Origin of the sequence: Streptococcus oralis, from assembly GCF_002386345.1 — a bacterium.
Lineage (GTDB): Bacteria > Bacillota > Bacilli > Lactobacillales > Streptococcaceae > Streptococcus > Streptococcus oralis_S.
On sequence record NZ_CP023507.1, the window covers coordinates 1504155 to 1520406 of the forward strand.

Sequence of the window (16252 nt, forward strand, 5' to 3'; positions counted from 1 at the left end):
CTAGCTAGACCTTTTTTCGTAACCAAATCAGATAAGCACCCAAGACAAAGAATAAAATAGTGAGGCAAATAACGGTTTCAGCCAAGACCAGATAATCCAGAAATGGAAGTTTCAAAATTCCCTGAGCCATCTTGAGCGAGGTAGCTGTGATAATGGTTGGGAAGGTGAGGGCTGAGAAGGCTGGTTGAAAGCCTTGTTTTAAAATATTGGGCAGGCGAGTCAAAACAAAGAAAAAGAAGGATTGAGATGCCAAAATCATGACAATCAAGAGCCAAGTCGGTAGGCCTGCTCCTCCAACTCGAACTAGAGAAGCTAAGAGTAGGGAAAAGGGAGCACAGTAGATTCCTTCCTGTCCAAGCAAGGCCACTGGGAGTGGAGATTTCTTTAAATCGCTATAAATAAGGGGATAGAGATAGAAGGTCAAGACAAAACCAAAACTCAAGGTCGCATAGGCAATCTCAATAATGCCTACCAGAGGATAGGTCAAGGCCGCTACTGCTATCCCCACATAGAGCACCGTCCAGCTTGGAGTCGCATTGACCTTCCGACCTGGACAGGCAAATTTGATGGTAAAAGTAGCAATCAAAGCCAAATCCAAGAGAAAGGAAAACCACCAGATCCCTTGTGCTACTATAGGAAGAGCAGGGAACACGCGAAAGACATAGGTCGATAAAATCATCCCAGCCATAGGAAAAGTGGCCATCCCAGATAAAAGAGGGGGCTTAGTCAATTCTTTCTTGGTTTCTTCCCAACTAAAAAGATGAAGAATCAGAAAGAAAATCCACAGCACCAAACCAGTCAGACTCAATAAATGCGACAGAACTGGCCAAGTATCTGCAATCAGATTTCCTGCACCTGCTAAACCTAATAAACAGCCAGAGAATACCAAGGGGAGCTTTTTCATCCGATCCTCCAATAATCATGTTATTATTAGTATAGCATAAAAGCGCTTAAATGAGGACTTAAAAAACGAAGTTGGAAATTCAAACTTCGTTTTTATTCTACTTTTTTTTAACTCGTTGCTAAGATATGGCGCAACTGAACAGCGCTTGGAGAAACAATTGGAAGAAAGGCTCCTTCATTCCAACGACGGATAAAGCCAGATGTTGATTTGCTAAAGTAACCTCTACCTCCACCAGCTTGTAACTCTAATAGCAGACTCTGAGCAACCACATCCACAATATCTATTCTTAACTGAAAGAGTTCACGCGGATTGGTAACGAAATAGGAACGGTCAGCCAATCCCTGATAAAGAGCCTTCCGAATAACACCTAACTGCTCTACCTGATACTTCCACTCATCTGTTAATACACTTCGTTTCCCCAATTCTTTTTCTACTTCTGATAGAGAACGTTCAGCTAAACCAAAGGCTAAACCAAATTGGTAACCTAAAAAAGCGGGACGATTTTGAGTTAAAAATTCTTTAGCATTCTTGGATAGAATCCACTCTTCTTTTAAAGGAGCCCGATTAAATGTCAAAGCAACCGTGTTTCCTCCCTGAAGAGAAACGAATTCTAAGTCTTCCGAACGACTAAAATTCTCTGCATCTGATGGCACAGCCACCACATAACTTTTACTTGGATCATCTGCAAATCCTGCTACAAAAATGGTTAAAAAACGATTTCTACGGGCATTGGTTACCCATGGCAGTCGCCCTTTTAGATAAAATTGTCCATTTTCTTCGACGATATAAACATTCAGCTCTTCTAAATCAGATAAATACTTGACCGCATTAGACAGAGCAGTTGCGCCTGCATATTCACCAGACAAGAGTTTTTCCAGATAGTTTTCTTTCAAATAGGAATTCTCTGAATGGATAATATTGTCAATTAGGGTGCGTTGTCCCCAAGAAATAAAGGAGGCCGTCAAGGAATGTTGAGCGAGCTCTGCTAGGATATCAATGACATCTTGATCACTTCCGTCTGAACCGCCGAGAGATTCTGGAACACCTACACGAAAAGCTCCTTCTGCTGCAATCCTTTCAATCAGTTGCTCTCCAGCCTCACAAGACTGTTTATCAATTTCATCAGCATGCTGGTCTAACCAGCTCAAAAACTCTTCGGAAAAAAATCCCATACTCTTTCCTCCTTTTATGCATAAGGTTGTAATTCTGGGTTAATAGGCGTATTGGCTAGGTTGTTGGCATAGTTGCAGAGGCTGGCAAGACTAACACCGAGAACCACGTCCAAGGCATTTTGTTGCGTGTAGCCAGCTTCCAAAAATTCAGCCAAGGCTTCATCTCCTACACGCCCTTTGGTATTGATGACCGCCAAGGTAAACTTAGCTAGAGTATCTAGTTTTGGATCTGTTTCAATCGGAGTGCGGTTGCGGAGAGCTTGGAGAAGATCATCATTCATCTGGATTTGTTTGATTGAAAAGGCTGTGTGACCTGCGACGCAGAAAGCACAACCATTGGTTACGGCAGCTGTGATTTGTACTACTTCGCGTTCTACTGGTGTTAAGCTATTGCGACGGTTGATGGCTCCGACAGTTCGGTAGGCTTCAAGCGCGGTTGGGGCATTGGCCAAGAGACCGATTAGGTTGGGAATATAGCCATTGTTATCTTTTTGTACTGTTTCAAGAACTTCTTTCACTTCTGCTGGTGCTGATTCTACTGTGTGGATGGTAAATGTTGTCATAAGAAACCTCTTTTCATTTTATTGTCATTTAGTCTATCATAGAATTTTCCACTTGGATAATATATATTTTCAATAGCCTTGATAGGAAATGTCTATGAAATAAAAAAATCACACTAAAAGTGTGATTGGGTTAGTGTTTAAAATACTTTCTGGTTTCGGAAATAACGACTGGCGATAAGACTATGAGGGCAATCAAGTTTGGTAAAGCCATCAAGGCATTGACGATATCTGCAATAATCCAGACCATATCCAACTCGATAAATCCTCCCAACAAGACCATGACTACAAAGACTACACGGTAAAGCCAGATAAAACGAACACCAAAGAGAAACTCAAAACAGCGTTCTCCGTAGTAGTTCCATCCGAGAATCGTCGTAAAGGCAAAGAGTACAAGGAAAATGGTCAAGAGGGAAGGTCCAAAATGTGAAAAAACTGTTGAAAAGGCTGACTGGGTCAAGGCAACCCCATTCAAATCACCACTCCAAACACCAGTTACCAAGATTGTTAAACCAGTCAACGTACAGATAATGAGGGTATCAATAAAGGTTCCTGTCATGGAAATCAAGCCTTGCTCGACAGGCTCATTTGTCTTAGCCGCAGCCGCCGCAATGGGAGCTGATCCTAGGCCAGATTCGTTAGAAAAGACTCCTCTCGCCACACCATTTTGGATAGCCATCCGAATGCTGGCACCTGCAAAACCACCTACCGCGGCCGCCGGACTAAAGGCTGAAGTAAAGATCAGTGCAAGTGTGGCTGGGATTTCCTCGATATTAAAGAGAATAACTGTAAGAGTTCCCAGAATATAGACAATAGCCATAAAAGGAACCACTGCTGTCGAAACTTTTGATATGGATTTGAGGCCACCAAAGACAGCAATCCCTACAAAAATGGATAAAATCAGAGCTGTGATAACTGGATCAACTTGGGCTGTATTTTGAATGGATTCTGTAATCGAATTAACTTGGGTAAAGGTACCAATCCCTAGAAGAGCTACCAATACACCCGCTAGGGCAAAGAAGATAGCAAGTGGACGCCACTTTTCTCCCATCCCCAAAAGGATGTAATGCATGGGTCCTCCAGCTACAGCTCCATTTGCATCCTTAGTACGGTATTTGATGGCCAGTAAGCCTTCGGCATACTTGGTCGCCATCCCAAAAAAGGCCGCCATCCACATCCAAAAGAGGGCCCCTGGTCCTCCAACCTTAATGGCTGTCGCTACCCCGATAATATTTCCCGTACCAACGGTGGCGGCTAGAGCCGTACAGAGAGCAGCAAAGCTCGACACATCTCCATGCCCCTTATCCTTGGTAAAGATCAGCTGAAAGGCCTTTGGGAGACGAGCTACCTGCAAAAGGCCTAGTCGGATGGTCAAATAGATACCCGTTCCGACCAATAAGATCAAGAGGGGAGGCCCCCAAGCAAAAGCATCAAGCGCTTTAAGCAATTCTAACATGTCCTTCTCCTATCTTTCAACCCCAAAAGAAAGAGCACATGCAAGACACATGTACTCTGGAATGCTTAGATAAATGCCAAAAAGCGGTCTATCCTAGCTCTGTCCTTTTACCTGAGAGTTTGAGCAGTTACCTGCCTTGCCCCTTCGGTGCCTTTACGGTCTCTCCAGAGTTCCGTCCATTTACAGTCATGGAAAACAAACCTTTCTCCACTTCTATTAAACTTCATTCGGTGTTGGTATTTAATTTTTTATTATTTTACAAGAAAAGTTAGTCTTTGTCAATATATTCTATGAAAATTTTTGACTTTTCACTTCTTTTTTCAGAAAGAGTGAATCCTTCTTCTCTCTATCCTTTAAAGGTTACAATGGTGGCGCCACTGCCTCCAGCATTTTGTGGAGCATAGCCAAAACTCTTGACATGCTTGTTTCTTTGCAGGTATTTGGTGACGCCCTCACGGATGACTCCCGTACCGATACCATGGATGATGTCGACTTGCGCCATGTTATTGAGCAGGGCTTGGTCGATAAAGGCGTCCAGCTCATTCATAGCCTCTTCGTACCGTTTGCCTCGGAGATCCAGTCTCGCTTGCGGACCACGACCAGAAGCTCGTTTGACGACATTGACTTGTTTTTTCTTGACTGGGGCTTCTTGCTGAGCCTGAACAAGGTCAAATTCTTTCTCTTCCAAGGTCATCTTGATTAAACCGACTTGGGCTTCCCAACGGCCGTCCTTAAGCTGATTGGTCAAGGTTCCACGTTGTCCATAACTGAGGACCACAATATCATCCCCCACCTTCGGAGCTCGTTTTTTCTTGGCTTTTTGAAGGACCTTGTTTTTAGATAAGTCTACTTTTTCAGGAGCTAGTTTTTTCAGCTCAGCCTTGGCTTCAATGATTTCATGGGGTTTGAGTTGAGATTTGCTATGGAGATTTTTGAGAATCTGGTCACTTTCACTTAGAGCGAGTTCCACAATCTCGGCAGCTTGTTCACGCGCCTTGTTGAGCTCAGTTTCCTTTTCACGATTAAGCTCATTGTAGAGTTTTTTGAGTGCACGGTTCATCTTGAGGTTTTCTTGCTCCACCTCACGAATATTGTCCAAGCGTTTGCGACTTTCAAGCGTTTGCTCTTCCAATTGTTCAATGATACGGTTGACATCATTATCTTGGTTGACCTGCTGGCTGGCATCTCCTACGATGACCTCTGACAAGCCCAGACGTTTGGCAATTTCAAAGGCATTGCTTCGGCCAGGAACTCCCTGCATAAAGCGATAGGTCGGACGCAAGCTGGCAGTATCAAACTCCATGCTGGCATTTTGCACAAAGGCTGTCTCAATACCATAAGCCTTGAGTTCTGGATAGTGGGTCGTAGCCATAGTCTTGACCTGACGCAGACGAAGATCCTCCAGAATAGCCATAGCAAGCGCTGCTCCTTCCTGCGGATCGGTACCTGCCCCAAGCTCATCTAGCAATAAGAGCGAGTGCTGATTGACCTTGCCAAGAATATCTACGATATTGGTCATGTGGCTGGAGAAGGTAGACAGGCTTTGCTCGATAGACTGCTCATCCCCAATATCTGCGAAGATTTCCTCAAAAACACCGACACGGCTTCCCTTGTCAGCTAGAATGGGCAATCCAGATTGGGCCATGAGTTGAGTCAAGCCTAGGGTTTTGAGCATGATGGTCTTCCCACCAGTATTGGGACCTGTAATGACAATAGCTGTTAATTCCTTACCAAAGTGTACATCGTTTGCCACTGCATTTTTGACCAAAGGATGGCGAACATGAAGAAGTTGAATCTCTTGATTCTCTGGAAGTTGGGGAACGACTGCTTGTCTTTCTTGAATGAAACGCACCTTGGCACGAATCAAGTCTAAATGGCCGATAATCCAAGCATCATTAGCAATCTCAGCAGCATGAGGACGAACCCGTTCCGATAGTTCCTGCAGGATGCGAATCATCTCATAGCGTTCGTCAGCTCGCAGACTAGCGATTTCTTCGCTCAGCTTGACCACCTCACGTGGCTCGATATAAACCGTATTACCACTGGCAGAGATGTCATGGACAACACCTGCAATCTTATTGCGATAGGTGTTCTTTACTGGTAAAACTTGACGGCCATTTCTGCTAGCGATTATACCTTCCGTCAACATCTGCGCTTTTTGCTTGAGTAAGTCTTGCAAGACATCTCGAACTTGACTCTCGCTATCATGGATTTTCCGACGGATACGTGCTAGTTCTTCGCTGGCAAAATTCTCGATAAATCCTGCATCATTTAGAGCTTGGAGACTTCCTTGCAAGTGTGGAAACTCATGCAGTTTCTCAAACCATCTCGCCAACTGCTCCAAGCGTACGTTTTCTAGATTGTCGTAAAAACTTTGCAACTCTCTGCTAGCAAGCAAGACTCGTTTGAGAAGCAAGAACTCCTCAATATTGAGGTCCGCCCCCATCTCCAGACGCTTGCAGACAGCTGAAAGCTCACGTGTCGCTAGGATAGTAAAGTGAGGTTGCTCCACAAATAGGGCTTGCATTTCCTCCATCTCTGTAAAGGCTTGCTTGATCTTATCCACCTTAGCAGTTGGAGCCAAGCCTTTTAGCTCCTCTAGGCCTTGTTCTGTCAGGAGATGCGGTTCAAACAAGGTTTTGATTTTATTAAATTCTAAGGTTTCTAGTATTTTTGTATTCATATTTTTTCCTTGTATGCTGGTTTAAAAGATTATAGCAACTAGGTGTTTTGACCTAGTCGTCCAATCTGTAAACAAAGGGCTAGGAAAAATCCCGCCCTTTTTATCCGATTAAATTTGTCACCCAGAGTTGTTTGATAAGATTTGTCGTAAAAGGGACACTTTGGATGATGTGTTTGGCTACTGTACTTTTTTCGAGTGAATTTTGAATGACTGCCAGAGGTACTGTTGCAAGGATGGTCAGAGCCATTTGCAAGACAAATAAGGTTACCAATAGAGACAAAACGCCTGATCCGATACGCAACCATTTGACATCAAGCTTTTTAGTTGGAATCAAGTGCAGGAACAAACCGATAAAACGTCCGATAGTGTAGCAAATCCCAAAAACTAGAAGATAGGCTAGACCCGCATAAAAGACCTTGTCTAGATGAAACAGCTGGTCTGAAGGGAAGAAAAAGGTTCCCTGTCCTTCCTGAGGATTGGCATAAGGGACAAGCAAGTGGAAGTGGTCGCCCAGTGATTTATAAAACTGTCCCGCAACAAAGGCTGAAATCACTGCCACGAGGAAATAATAAACTTGCAGGACCAAACCTCTACGGTAGCCGATGTAAAAGCCCCAAGCCAGAACCAATAAGAGTAGGATTGAAATCATAGGGAGTCCTCAATCTTGCTCTGTTCTTGTTTGACAGCAATCAACTTGTGGCGGAGTTCTAACAACTCTTGCTCCTTGTCATCAAATTCAATCTCACGGTTGAGTTGTGTAGATAGACAATTGACCGCCAAAAGAAGCGCAATGGTTTCATCATCTGCCCCAGGCATTTGTTCTTTAATTGCTTGGTACTTTTCAGTCGCAACCTTGGCAATTTCCTCCATGAAGAGGTTGTCATGCTCGGTTGTCAAGGTTAATGTCTTTTTCCCGAATGTAAACTTATATCGATTTAGATTTGCCATAAAATTCACCTCACGATATTATACCAAATTTCGCTAACTTTGTCAGTTTTTACCAATTCTCCTGCTTTTGTGGTACAATAGAGACTATGGCAAGTATCACACTCACACCAAGTGAACAGGAAATTCAGAGCTTTTTAAGTCAGTATCAGAAGGCTCTCAGTCCTAGTAAAAATCCCTATATCCGCTATTTTTTGCGCTTCCCTCAGGCAACGGTTTCCATCTATACTTCTGGAAAAGTCCTCCTTCAGGGCGAAGCTGCTGAGCAGTACGCCAGTTTCTTTGGCTATCAAGTTGTAGAGGAAACCAGTGGACAAGATTTTCCTATGATTGGGACCGATGAGGTGGGGAATGGTTCCTACTTTGGTGGGCTGGCTGTCGTGGCTTCCTTTGTGACACCGGACCAGCATGACTTCTTGCGAAAACTCGGCGTAGGGGATTCAAAAACCTTGACTGACCAAAAGATTCGTCAGATTGCCCCTATCCTCAAGGAAAAAATCCAGCATCAAGCACTCCTCCTTTCACCGAGCAAGTACAACGAAGTTATCGGAGAGCGTTACAATGCTGTTTCTGTAAAGGTTGCCCTTCACAATCAGGCTATCTTTCTCCTGCTTCAAAAAGGAGTCCAGACAGAAAAAATCGTGATTGACGCTTTTACAAGTCCTAAAAACTATGACAAGTACTTGGCGCAAGAAGCCAACCGTTTTCCAAACAAAATTAGCTTAGAAGAAAAAGCCGAGGGCAAATACCTGGCTGTTGCGGTTAGCTCCATCATTGCGCGGGATCTCTTCCTCGAAAACTTGGAAAATCTAGGACGAGAACTGGGCTATCAACTGCCAAGTGGCGCTGGGACTGCATCAGATAAGGTTGCTAGCAAAATCCTTCAGGCCTATGGCATGAAGGGACTTCATTTCTGTGCCAAACTGCATTTTAAAAACACTGAAAAAGCAAAAAAACTTCTATAGAGGTAAACCATGAACTATTTAAAATCATTTATAAAAGAATGGGGAGTCATCTTCCTGGTTATCGCACTGGTAGGTCTTAGCCGCATCTTCCTTTGGAGCAATGTCCGTGTGGAAGGACATTCGATGGACCCTACCCTAGCCGACGGAGAAGTTCTCTTCGTTGTTAAACACCTCCCAATTGACCGCTTCGACATCGTGGTTGCGCATGAGGAAGACGGAAATAAAGACATTGTCAAAAGGGTTATCGGCATGCCTGGTGATACCATCCGCTACGAAAATGACAAACTCTTTATCAACGGTGAAGAAACGAATGAACCTTACCTAGCTGAATATCTCAACTTGTTCAAAACAGAAAAGTTGCAAAACACCTATACTGGCAAAGGATTTGAAGGCAATAAGGGAGTTTACTTTAGAGAACTTGCTCAAAAAGCACAAGCCTTTACGGTCGATGTCAATTCAAATACCAGCTTCAGCTTTACTGTCCCTCAAGGCGAATACCTTCTCCTTGGTGACGATCGTCTAGTCTCTAGCGACAGCCGCCATGTCGGCACCTTCAAGGCCAGCGATATCAAGGGCGAAGCAAAATTCCGTTTCTGGCCACTTAACCGTATCGGAACTTTTTAAGATAAGGAAGAGGCCGAGAATGCTAAGTCTCAGTCTCTTTTTCTATTGCGAGAGAAAACCTTAAAGTAATCTAGCTTTTCAAAGTGGCTAAGGGTCCAACTCTCACGAACTCATGTAAAGGAAAACTATGGAAGTTTATTTTTCAGGCACCATTGAACGGATTATTTTTGAAAATCCCAGTAATTTTTATCGTATTCTCCTCCTAGATATCGAAGATACCAATGCGGAGGACTTTGACGATTTTGAAATCATCGTTACAGGAACCATGGCGGACGTGATTGAGGGTGAAGACTACACTTTTTGGGGGCAAATCGTTCAGCACTCCAAGTATGGGGAACAGCTTCAGATCAGCCGTTATGAACGCGCAAAACCAACTAGCAAGGGCCTCGTCAAGTACTTTTCTAGCAGTCATTTCAAGGGAATTGGTCTCAAAACGGCCCAAAAAATCGTTGATAGCTATGGTGAAAATACCATTGACGAAATTCTTGAACATCCTGAAAAGCTAGAAGGCATCTCAGGACTCTCTGCCAAAAACCGTGAGGCTTTTGTTTCCACTCTCCGTCTAAACTATGGGACAGAAATGGTTTTGGCAAAACTAGCCAACTACGGCATTCCCAATAAACTGGCCTTTCAGATTCAAGACTTTTACAAGGAAGAAACGCTGAATATTGTCGAAAACTATCCCTACCAGCTGGTCGAGGATATCAAGGGCTTGGGATTTACCATTGCTGACCAACTAGCAGCCGAACTAGGTATTGAAAGCCAAGCTCCTGAACGCTTCCGTGCTGGCCTTGTCCATAGTCTTTTTCAAGGATGTATGGATACGGGGGATACCTATATGGAAGCTCGAGATTTGCTGGAACAGACCCTGACTCTCCTCGAGTCTTCTCGTCCTGTGGAACTGGACCCCAGCCAAGTCGCTCAGGAATTATCTCATTTGATTGAAGAAGACAAGGTTCAACAGATTGACACTAAAATCTTTGATAACAGCCTCTTTTTCGCCGAAGAAGGAATTCGCAGTCACTTGGTTCGTATCCTTGAAAAAGAAAAACAGAAGAGCCAAGATCTAGAAACCATTCACAAGCATATCGCTAGTGTTGAGGAAGAGCTGGGTATCCAGTACGATGACATTCAAAAGCAGGCTATCTGTGACGCTATCCAGAACAAGGTTTTTATCCTGACAGGTGGACCCGGTACTGGTAAGACGACTGTTATCAATGGGATTATTGCTGTTTATGCACTTTTAGAAGGACTTGACCTCAGGAAAAAAAGCAGTCTGCCTATCCTTCTAGCAGCTCCAACTGGTCGAGCGGCTCGGCGCATGAATGAATTGACAGGATTGCCAAGTGCTACTATACACCGCCATTTGGGAATGACGGGGGACGATGATACCAGCCATCTGGAAGATTATCTGGATGCCGACTTTATCATTGTAGATGAGTTTTCCATGGTGGATACTTGGCTAGCCAACCAGCTCTTCTCCAACATCTCCTCAAACAGTAAAATTCTCATCGTGGGGGATAGCGACCAATTGCCTTCTGTTAGTCCCGGACAAGTCCTGGCAGACCTGCTCCAGATACCCCTGATTCCGCAGACTCGCTTGGAACGGATTTACCGTCAAAGCGAAGAATCAACTATCGTTACCTTGGCGAGTCAGATTCGACAAGGCATCTTGCCAGCTGACTTTACCCAGAAAAAGGCAGACCGCTCCTACTTTGAAATCGCTAGTGGCCATATCCCAGCTACCATTGAGAAAATTCTTGGCGCTGCCCTCAGAAGTGGCATTCCGGCTCGCGATATTCAGGTGCTAGCACCCATGTATCGAGGAACTGCTGGTATTGACGCCATCAACCAACTTATGCAAGACCTGCTCAATCCTCAGCAAAAGGGGCAAGTTAGCTTTGAAGCAACTCAGTGTCACTATCGAACAGGGGACAAGGTCATTCACCTAGTCAACGACGCTGAAGTTAATGTCTTTAACGGAGATCTAGGCTACATCACAGACCTGATTCCTGGAAAATACACTGAGTCCAAACAAGACGAGATTGTCATTGATTTCGATGGCAATGAGGTCATCTATCCTCGAAACGAATGGTACAAGATTCGACTGGCCTATGCCATGAGTATTCATAAGTCGCAGGGAAGTGAGTTTCCTGTTGTCATCCTGCCCATCACTAGTGCTAGCAAGCGCATGCTGGAGCGAAATCTCATCTACACAGCCATTACACGCGCCAAAAGCAAACTTATCTTACTAGGTGAATTACAGGCCTTTGACTATGCAGTTAAGCATATCGGGACTGCCCGCAAGACCTATCTGATTGAGCGTTTCAGTGATTTAATTGAAAATAATATTGAAGAAAGCAAACAAGCCTTCTCTGAAACTGCCACACCAAGTGACTCTGAACAATCCTACATCCTCACCGAAGAAAACTGGTCTAGCATCCCAGCCATGATTGGGATTACAGATGCAGACCTCAAAGAGATTTTTGGAAAATAGTGCAACAGAAAACCCACCTAGTCAGGTGGGCTTTTTCTCTTTTAAGATTATTTAACTGTTGCAGTGCTTGTAATCAATTCAACAGCTTTTTTGATAGTGATATCGTGTTTCAACATATCAGCTGAAAGCAAGTTTTGTACTTGTGCAACTTCCATGTTGTAGTCTGCTGCCAATTGCTCAATTTCTTTTTGGATTTCTTCTTCTGAAGCATCAAATCCTTCAGCTTTGGCAACTGCTTCGATGACAAGGTTAGTCTTCGTACGTGACTCAGCTTCTGCTTCGTATTGTTTGTGAAGGTCTTCTTGAGTAGTTCCAGTGATTTGGAAGTACATGTCAGGGTTGATACCTTGGCGTTGCAAGTTTCCAAGGAATTCATTTACTGAACGGTGAACTTCTTCGTGGATCATTTCTTCTGGAAGTTCTACGATTTCAGCGTTTTCTACAGCTTTATCAATTGCTGCACCTTCAACGGCATCTTTGTATGCTTCTTCTTTCGCAGCAGTCAATTCTTTGCGGTATTTTTCTTTCAATTCGTCAAGAGTTTCCACTTCTTCGTCGATATCTTTTGCAAGTTCATCGTCAAGAGCTGGAACTTCTTTTGCTTTTACTTCGTGAATAGTTGTTACGAATTTAGCTTCTTTACCTGCAAGGTCTTCTGCTTGGTAGTCTTCTGGGAATGTTACGATAACATCAACAGTTTCACCAGCTGAGTGTCCAACCAATTGGTCTTCAAAACCAGGAATGAATTGACCTGATCCAAGTCCAAGTGAGAAGTTTTCACCTTTTCCACCGTCAAATTCAACACCGTCGATAGAACCAACGAAGTCGATGACAACAGTGTCGCCATTTTCAGCAGCGCCTTCTTTGATAACCAATTCAGCCAAGTTGTTGCGTTCGCGTTCGATACGTTCTTCAACGTCAGCGTCAGTTACTTCTTTTTCTACATCAACTGATACTTCAAGGTTTTTGTAGTCACCCAATTTTACTTCAGGTTTTGTCACGACTTCAGCAGTGATAACCCAGTCTTGACCTTTTTCCATTGAAGTTACGTCAATTTTTGGTTGCGCAACGACTTCAAGACCAGCTTCTTTTACTGCAGCTTCATAAGCGTTTGGCAAAAGTGCGTTCATTGCATCTTGATAAAGAGCTTCTTCACCAAATTTTTGGTCGAAGATAGGACGTGGAAGGTGACCTTTACGGAAACCAGGAACGTTAAGAGTTTTCTTTACTGAGTTAAATACACGGTCCAATTCTGGTTTGATTTGGTCTTGAGAGATCGTGAAAGTCAAGACTCCACGGTTTGTTTCTTTGTTTTCAAATGATACAGACATTCTGTCATTTCTCCTTAAAATTTTTTAAATACAGTCTATTATAGCATAAACCACGGTTAATTTTCAAGTAATGAATGCGCTTTTCAATGATGCTAAAGGTACTTGCTTGCTTCCTTGATACTGAGTTCAGCCATTCTTTCCTTGTTTTTTTCGATGAAGCTTGCTACCCATTCCGGATTGGTTTTGGAGTAGTCTCTTAGGGCCCAGCCGATGGCTTTGTTGATAAAAAATTCTGTCTGGTCTAGATTATTGAGCAGGACCTTTTCCATCAGTTGGACATTTGTCTTCTCTTTTCTTAACAACTGGTGGTCAATAGCAACTCGTCTCAGCCAGATATTGTCCGATAGGCTCCATTTTAAAATCACTTCTTCAAGTTTCGGATGGTTAGCCACCAAACTCCCAACTACTCTATCTAGAATATCTACTGTGTCCCACCAGGACTTGGTCACTACTAGACGCTCAAGCTTAGGCAAATCATCCTTCGTTAGATAAAACTGCATAGCTTTCAAATAGTTGGCGCCCACATATTGGTATTCTCTAGGTTCCTTTTCCCAGCAAATATCTACAAAATCCCAGTCAATAACTCTTGTTTTTTTCGCTTCTGGAAAATACTTTTTATAGAGGGCATTTCTTTCAGGACCTGCAATACCTAAAAAGGGAAATTGATGGCGCATATAGGCTTCCATTGGGCCTGCTTTCTCAGGCTCTTTTGCTGCTTCTAGCTCCTCAAGTAAATCTGCAAGACTCATCTAAAAGTCCTCCTGCCCGACCAAGTGGTGCTGGAAGGCATAGACCGCCGCCTGGGTGCGATCGCTGACCTCAAGTTTAGCAAGGATATTGGACACATGGGTCTTGACCGTCTTGAGAGAGATAAAGAGTTCATCTGCAATCCGCTGGTTTTCGTAGCCCTTGGCAATGAGTTGAAGTACGTCTCGCTCACGCGCAGTCAGCTCCTCATGAAGCTCCATATGATTACGGTGGTATTCAACCTTCTTGCTGACCTCTTGTTCAATGGCCAGCTCTCCAGCAGCCACCTTGCGGACGGCATGAAGCAGTTCGTCTGCACTAGAAGTCTTGAGCATATAACCTTTGGCACCCGCATTCAAGACCGGCATAATTTTTTCATTGTCCAAGTAAGAGGTGACAATTAATATCTTGGCTTCAGGCCATTCTTTGAGGATGGCTAAGGTCGCGTCAATCCCATTCATCTCAGGCATGACGATATCCATGACAATGACATCTGGACGCAGTTTCAAGGCCAAGTCAATACCTTGAGCCCCATTAGCAGCCTCGCCCACAACTTCCACATCGTCTTGGAGATCAAAATAGCTTTTCAAGCCCAATCGAACCATTTCATGGTCATCTACCAGTAAAATTTTCATCTCTACTCCTTTATCATTCCTTATCTAGCAGGGGAATACGGATATCAACCGCCAGTCCTTGCTTGGGTGCTGTCAAGAGTTGAACCGTTCCTGCCATATCTTCGACTCGCTCCTTGATATTTCGCAGTCCATAACTCAAGTCGTCTAAGCTCCCTAACTGGAAACCAATCCCATTGTCCACCACCTTCAGCTGCACTTCAACATCTGTCTGATAGAGGTAGACATCTAGGCAAGATGCCTGGGCATGGCGGAGGGTATTGCTGATCAACTCCTGCAAAATACGGAAGATATGTTCTTCAATCTTCTTGGGCAATTTAGACACATTCTGCTTGAGACTAACCTTGAGATCACTCTTGTCCTCAAGCTCTTTTAAGAGGATTTGAATCCCCTCAACTAGACTCTTCTCTTCCAACTCAACTGGTCGCAAATGTAGGAGCAAGACCCGCAAATCCTTTTGGGCTGTCTCTAGGATGGCCGCGACACTTTGCAACTGGGTCTGCATCTTTTCTCTATCCAGCTTCAAAGCCTGTTGACTGACACCTGATAAAATCATATGGGCTGCAAACAACTCCTGACTAACTGTATCGTGCAGGTCGCGTGCAATCCGCTTCCGTTCTTTCTCGATGATTGCTTCTTCCTTGACCAGGCTTTGATTTTCAGCCTTTTGAACAGCTTCTGTCAAGAGGTTGAGCTTGCCAGACAAGGACTTAAAACTGGCATCCAAGTCTGGATCTGCAAAGGCAACCACCTCTTTCCCTGCTAGCAGTCGCTTGAGATTGACTTGCATTTTTCTGCGAGAGACTTCTTCTATCACGCGCCAAAAGAGGACAAAAAAGAAGGTCATGGAAAGGCTAAAGACCAAGATCAAGAAGATGAGTTTCTCTGTTTTCTCGATATCCTGTAGCAAATAGGACCAGTCTAGTTCAAAAATATCAAGTAGACTATTGGTCAAAAAGAGGATAAAGAGGAAAGAAGTCAGGCCGATTAACAGATACGATTGCTTTTTCATCCTCTGACCACCTCCACATCGCCAACCATAGTAGTTAGGAAAATCTTGACGCTCTTGTTACTCTTGAGATAGTCTCTGGTTTCCTGATGATAGTGTTCATTGCGGAGGGATTTCTTAGGTTGATGAAGGAATGTTAAATCTCCATAGAGGCAGTTGACACTGAGGCTAATTTCCACATCAACAGGTACGATAATCCTAGTCGTTCCGACCATTTTTCTAAGGATAATGACATTGTCATGATTGGTTAGGATAACTCTTTCCAAATGAATGGTGTCCTTGCCCATGAGGCGAAAGAGGTTGATATCATCAAATTGGCAGGTCTGGTGGCTAGAAAAATGATGGAGATTGCCAAACCAAGGATTGCGTTCATTTTTTACCGTCACCACCTCTTCAAATACCAAGTCCGTCTCCTCTCTTTCTTGATTCATCATCGGATAGAGAAGAAAGAGACTATAGATAACTGCCACAAAGATGGCTAAAATCACAAAGGGATTGAGCATGATGATAAAAAAGAAAAGAATAGTCGCCACAAGGAGGAAAACGTTGTTGCCTTCTTTACCTGTATAATAACGAAGCAAGAGCAAAAAGAGGAATAGAATCAGCAGAAAACGCGAAAAATGCTCTGATACCATCAAAATCAGAGCTCCCGTCAATAGACAGGCTTCGATAAATAAAAAGATTTGAAATTTTTTCATAGATGCATCCTCTCCCTTCTATTTTATCA

General features: G+C 43.7%; 15 protein-coding genes and 1 riboswitch. Of the genes, 3 read left to right on the plus strand and 12 right to left on the minus strand.

Annotation, left to right across the window (positions count from 1 at the left end; translation table 11 throughout):
• Positions 1-4: 4 nt before the first annotated feature.
• The 7 genes from CO686_RS07470 to zapA all read right to left on the minus strand — a co-directional run bounded on the left by CO686_RS07470 (position 5) and on the right by zapA (position 7723).
• On the minus strand, positions 5-904 hold the full coding sequence (locus CO686_RS07470) for a TDT family transporter (RefSeq protein WP_042902840.1): 900 nt from the start codon (positions 902-904) through the stop codon (positions 5-7).
• A gap of 107 nt (positions 905-1011) precedes the next feature.
• The gene (locus CO686_RS07475) at positions 1012-2076 is read right to left on the minus strand and encodes an acyl-CoA dehydrogenase family protein (RefSeq protein WP_096753679.1); all 1065 of its coding nucleotides are present in this window, start codon (positions 2074-2076) and stop codon (positions 1012-1014) included.
• Positions 2077-2090: 14 nt separating this feature from the next.
• Positions 2091-2639 carry a carboxymuconolactone decarboxylase family protein gene (locus CO686_RS07480; protein ID WP_000206774.1) on the minus strand — a complete coding sequence of 183 codons (549 nt, stop codon included), beginning with the start codon at positions 2637-2639 and terminating at the stop codon, positions 2091-2093.
• Between the two features lie 130 nt (positions 2640-2769).
• Positions 2770-4092: an alanine/glycine:cation symporter family protein gene (locus CO686_RS07485; RefSeq protein WP_049499981.1), complete on the minus strand. Its 1323-nt coding sequence runs from the start codon at positions 4090-4092 to the stop codon at positions 2770-2772.
• 89 nt (positions 4093-4181) lie between these two features.
• A riboswitch (glycine riboswitch) is annotated at positions 4182-4270 on the minus strand.
• Positions 4271-4438: 168 nt separating this feature from the next.
• Positions 4439-6775 carry an endonuclease MutS2 gene (locus CO686_RS07490; RefSeq protein ID WP_096753680.1) on the minus strand — a complete coding sequence of 779 codons (2337 nt, stop codon included), beginning with the start codon at positions 6773-6775 and terminating at the stop codon, positions 4439-4441.
• Positions 6776-6875: 100 nt separating this feature from the next.
• The gene (locus CO686_RS07495; protein WP_000623540.1) at positions 6876-7424 is read right to left on the minus strand and encodes a CvpA family protein; all 549 of its coding nucleotides are present in this window, start codon (positions 7422-7424) and stop codon (positions 6876-6878) included.
• Complete coding sequence (gene zapA / locus CO686_RS07500; protein ID WP_000002028.1) at positions 7421-7723, minus strand: cell division protein ZapA; 303 nt, start codon at positions 7721-7723, stop codon at positions 7421-7423. The genes CO686_RS07495 and zapA overlap by 4 nt, the downstream gene beginning before the upstream one ends.
• A gap of 86 nt (positions 7724-7809) precedes the next feature.
• Here zapA and rnhC point away from each other — a divergent pair, with 86 nt between their 5' ends.
• The 3 genes from rnhC (at position 7810) to recD2 (ending at position 11806) form a co-directional block, all read left to right on the plus strand.
• On the plus strand, positions 7810-8685 hold the full coding sequence (rnhC, locus tag CO686_RS07505) for a ribonuclease HIII (RefSeq protein ID WP_096753681.1): 876 nt from the start codon (positions 7810-7812) through the stop codon (positions 8683-8685).
• 9 nt (positions 8686-8694) lie between these two features.
• Positions 8695-9309, plus strand: coding sequence for a signal peptidase I (gene lepB, locus CO686_RS07510; protein ID WP_001108432.1), 615 nt, complete (start codon positions 8695-8697; stop codon positions 9307-9309).
• Between the two features lie 127 nt (positions 9310-9436).
• On the plus strand, positions 9437-11806 hold the full coding sequence (recD2, locus tag CO686_RS07515; RefSeq protein ID WP_000454463.1) for an SF1B family DNA helicase RecD2: 2370 nt from the start codon (positions 9437-9439) through the stop codon (positions 11804-11806).
• A gap of 47 nt (positions 11807-11853) precedes the next feature.
• On the opposite strand, the gene tig is transcribed toward recD2, so the two are convergent.
• The 5 genes from tig to liaF form a co-directional block, all read right to left on the minus strand.
• Entirely contained in the window at positions 11854-13137 is a 1284-nt protein-coding gene (gene tig, locus CO686_RS07520) for a trigger factor (protein WP_000116504.1), read from the minus strand.
• Positions 13138-13229: 92 nt separating this feature from the next.
• Entirely contained in the window at positions 13230-13886 is a 657-nt protein-coding gene (locus tag CO686_RS07525) for a DNA alkylation repair protein (protein WP_070535863.1), read from the minus strand.
• Entirely contained in the window at positions 13887-14519 is a 633-nt protein-coding gene (locus tag CO686_RS07530) for a response regulator transcription factor (protein ID WP_000698407.1), read from the minus strand.
• Between the two features lie 13 nt (positions 14520-14532).
• Positions 14533-15528 carry an envelope stress sensor histidine kinase LiaS gene (locus CO686_RS07535; protein WP_096753682.1) on the minus strand — a complete coding sequence of 332 codons (996 nt, stop codon included), beginning with the start codon at positions 15526-15528 and terminating at the stop codon, positions 14533-14535.
• Positions 15525-16223: a cell wall-active antibiotics response protein LiaF gene (liaF, locus tag CO686_RS07540; RefSeq protein WP_000714481.1), complete on the minus strand. Its 699-nt coding sequence runs from the start codon at positions 16221-16223 to the stop codon at positions 15525-15527. Before liaF ends, CO686_RS07535 begins: the two co-directional genes overlap by 4 nt.
• Positions 16224-16252: the final 29 nt, after the last annotated feature.

Coding starts and splice junctions, on each gene's coding strand:
- CO686_RS07530 (WP_000698407.1), bottom strand. CDS start 14,519: ATGAAAATTTTACTGGTAGATGACCATGAAATGGTTCGATTGGGCTTG.
- CO686_RS07480 (WP_000206774.1), bottom strand. CDS start 2,639: ATGACAACATTTACCATCCACACAGTAGAATCAGCACCAGCAGAAGTG.
- CO686_RS07535 (WP_096753682.1), bottom strand. CDS start 15,528: ATGAAAAAGCAATCGTATCTGTTAATCGGCCTGACTTCTTTCCTCTTT.
- tig (WP_000116504.1), bottom strand. CDS start 13,137: ATGTCTGTATCATTTGAAAACAAAGAAACAAACCGTGGAGTCTTGACT.
- recD2 (WP_000454463.1), top strand. CDS start 9,437: ATGGAAGTTTATTTTTCAGGCACCATTGAACGGATTATTTTTGAAAAT.
- CO686_RS07485 (WP_049499981.1), bottom strand. CDS start 4,092: ATGTTAGAATTGCTTAAAGCGCTTGATGCTTTTGCTTGGGGGCCTCCC.
- CO686_RS07470 (WP_042902840.1), bottom strand. CDS start 904: ATGAAAAAGCTCCCCTTGGTATTCTCTGGCTGTTTATTAGGTTTAGCA.
- lepB (WP_001108432.1), top strand. CDS start 8,695: ATGAACTATTTAAAATCATTTATAAAAGAATGGGGAGTCATCTTCCTG.
- zapA (WP_000002028.1), bottom strand. CDS start 7,723: ATGGCAAATCTAAATCGATATAAGTTTACATTCGGGAAAAAGACATTA.
- rnhC (WP_096753681.1), top strand. CDS start 7,810: ATGGCAAGTATCACACTCACACCAAGTGAACAGGAAATTCAGAGCTTT.
- CO686_RS07475 (WP_096753679.1), bottom strand. CDS start 2,076: ATGGGATTTTTTTCCGAAGAGTTTTTGAGCTGGTTAGACCAGCATGCT.
- CO686_RS07525 (WP_070535863.1), bottom strand. CDS start 13,886: ATGAGTCTTGCAGATTTACTTGAGGAGCTAGAAGCAGCAAAAGAGCCT.
- CO686_RS07495 (WP_000623540.1), bottom strand. CDS start 7,424: ATGATTTCAATCCTACTCTTATTGGTTCTGGCTTGGGGCTTTTACATC.
- liaF (WP_000714481.1), bottom strand. CDS start 16,223: ATGAAAAAATTTCAAATCTTTTTATTTATCGAAGCCTGTCTATTGACG.
- CO686_RS07490 (WP_096753680.1), bottom strand. CDS start 6,775: ATGAATACAAAAATACTAGAAACCTTAGAATTTAATAAAATCAAAACC.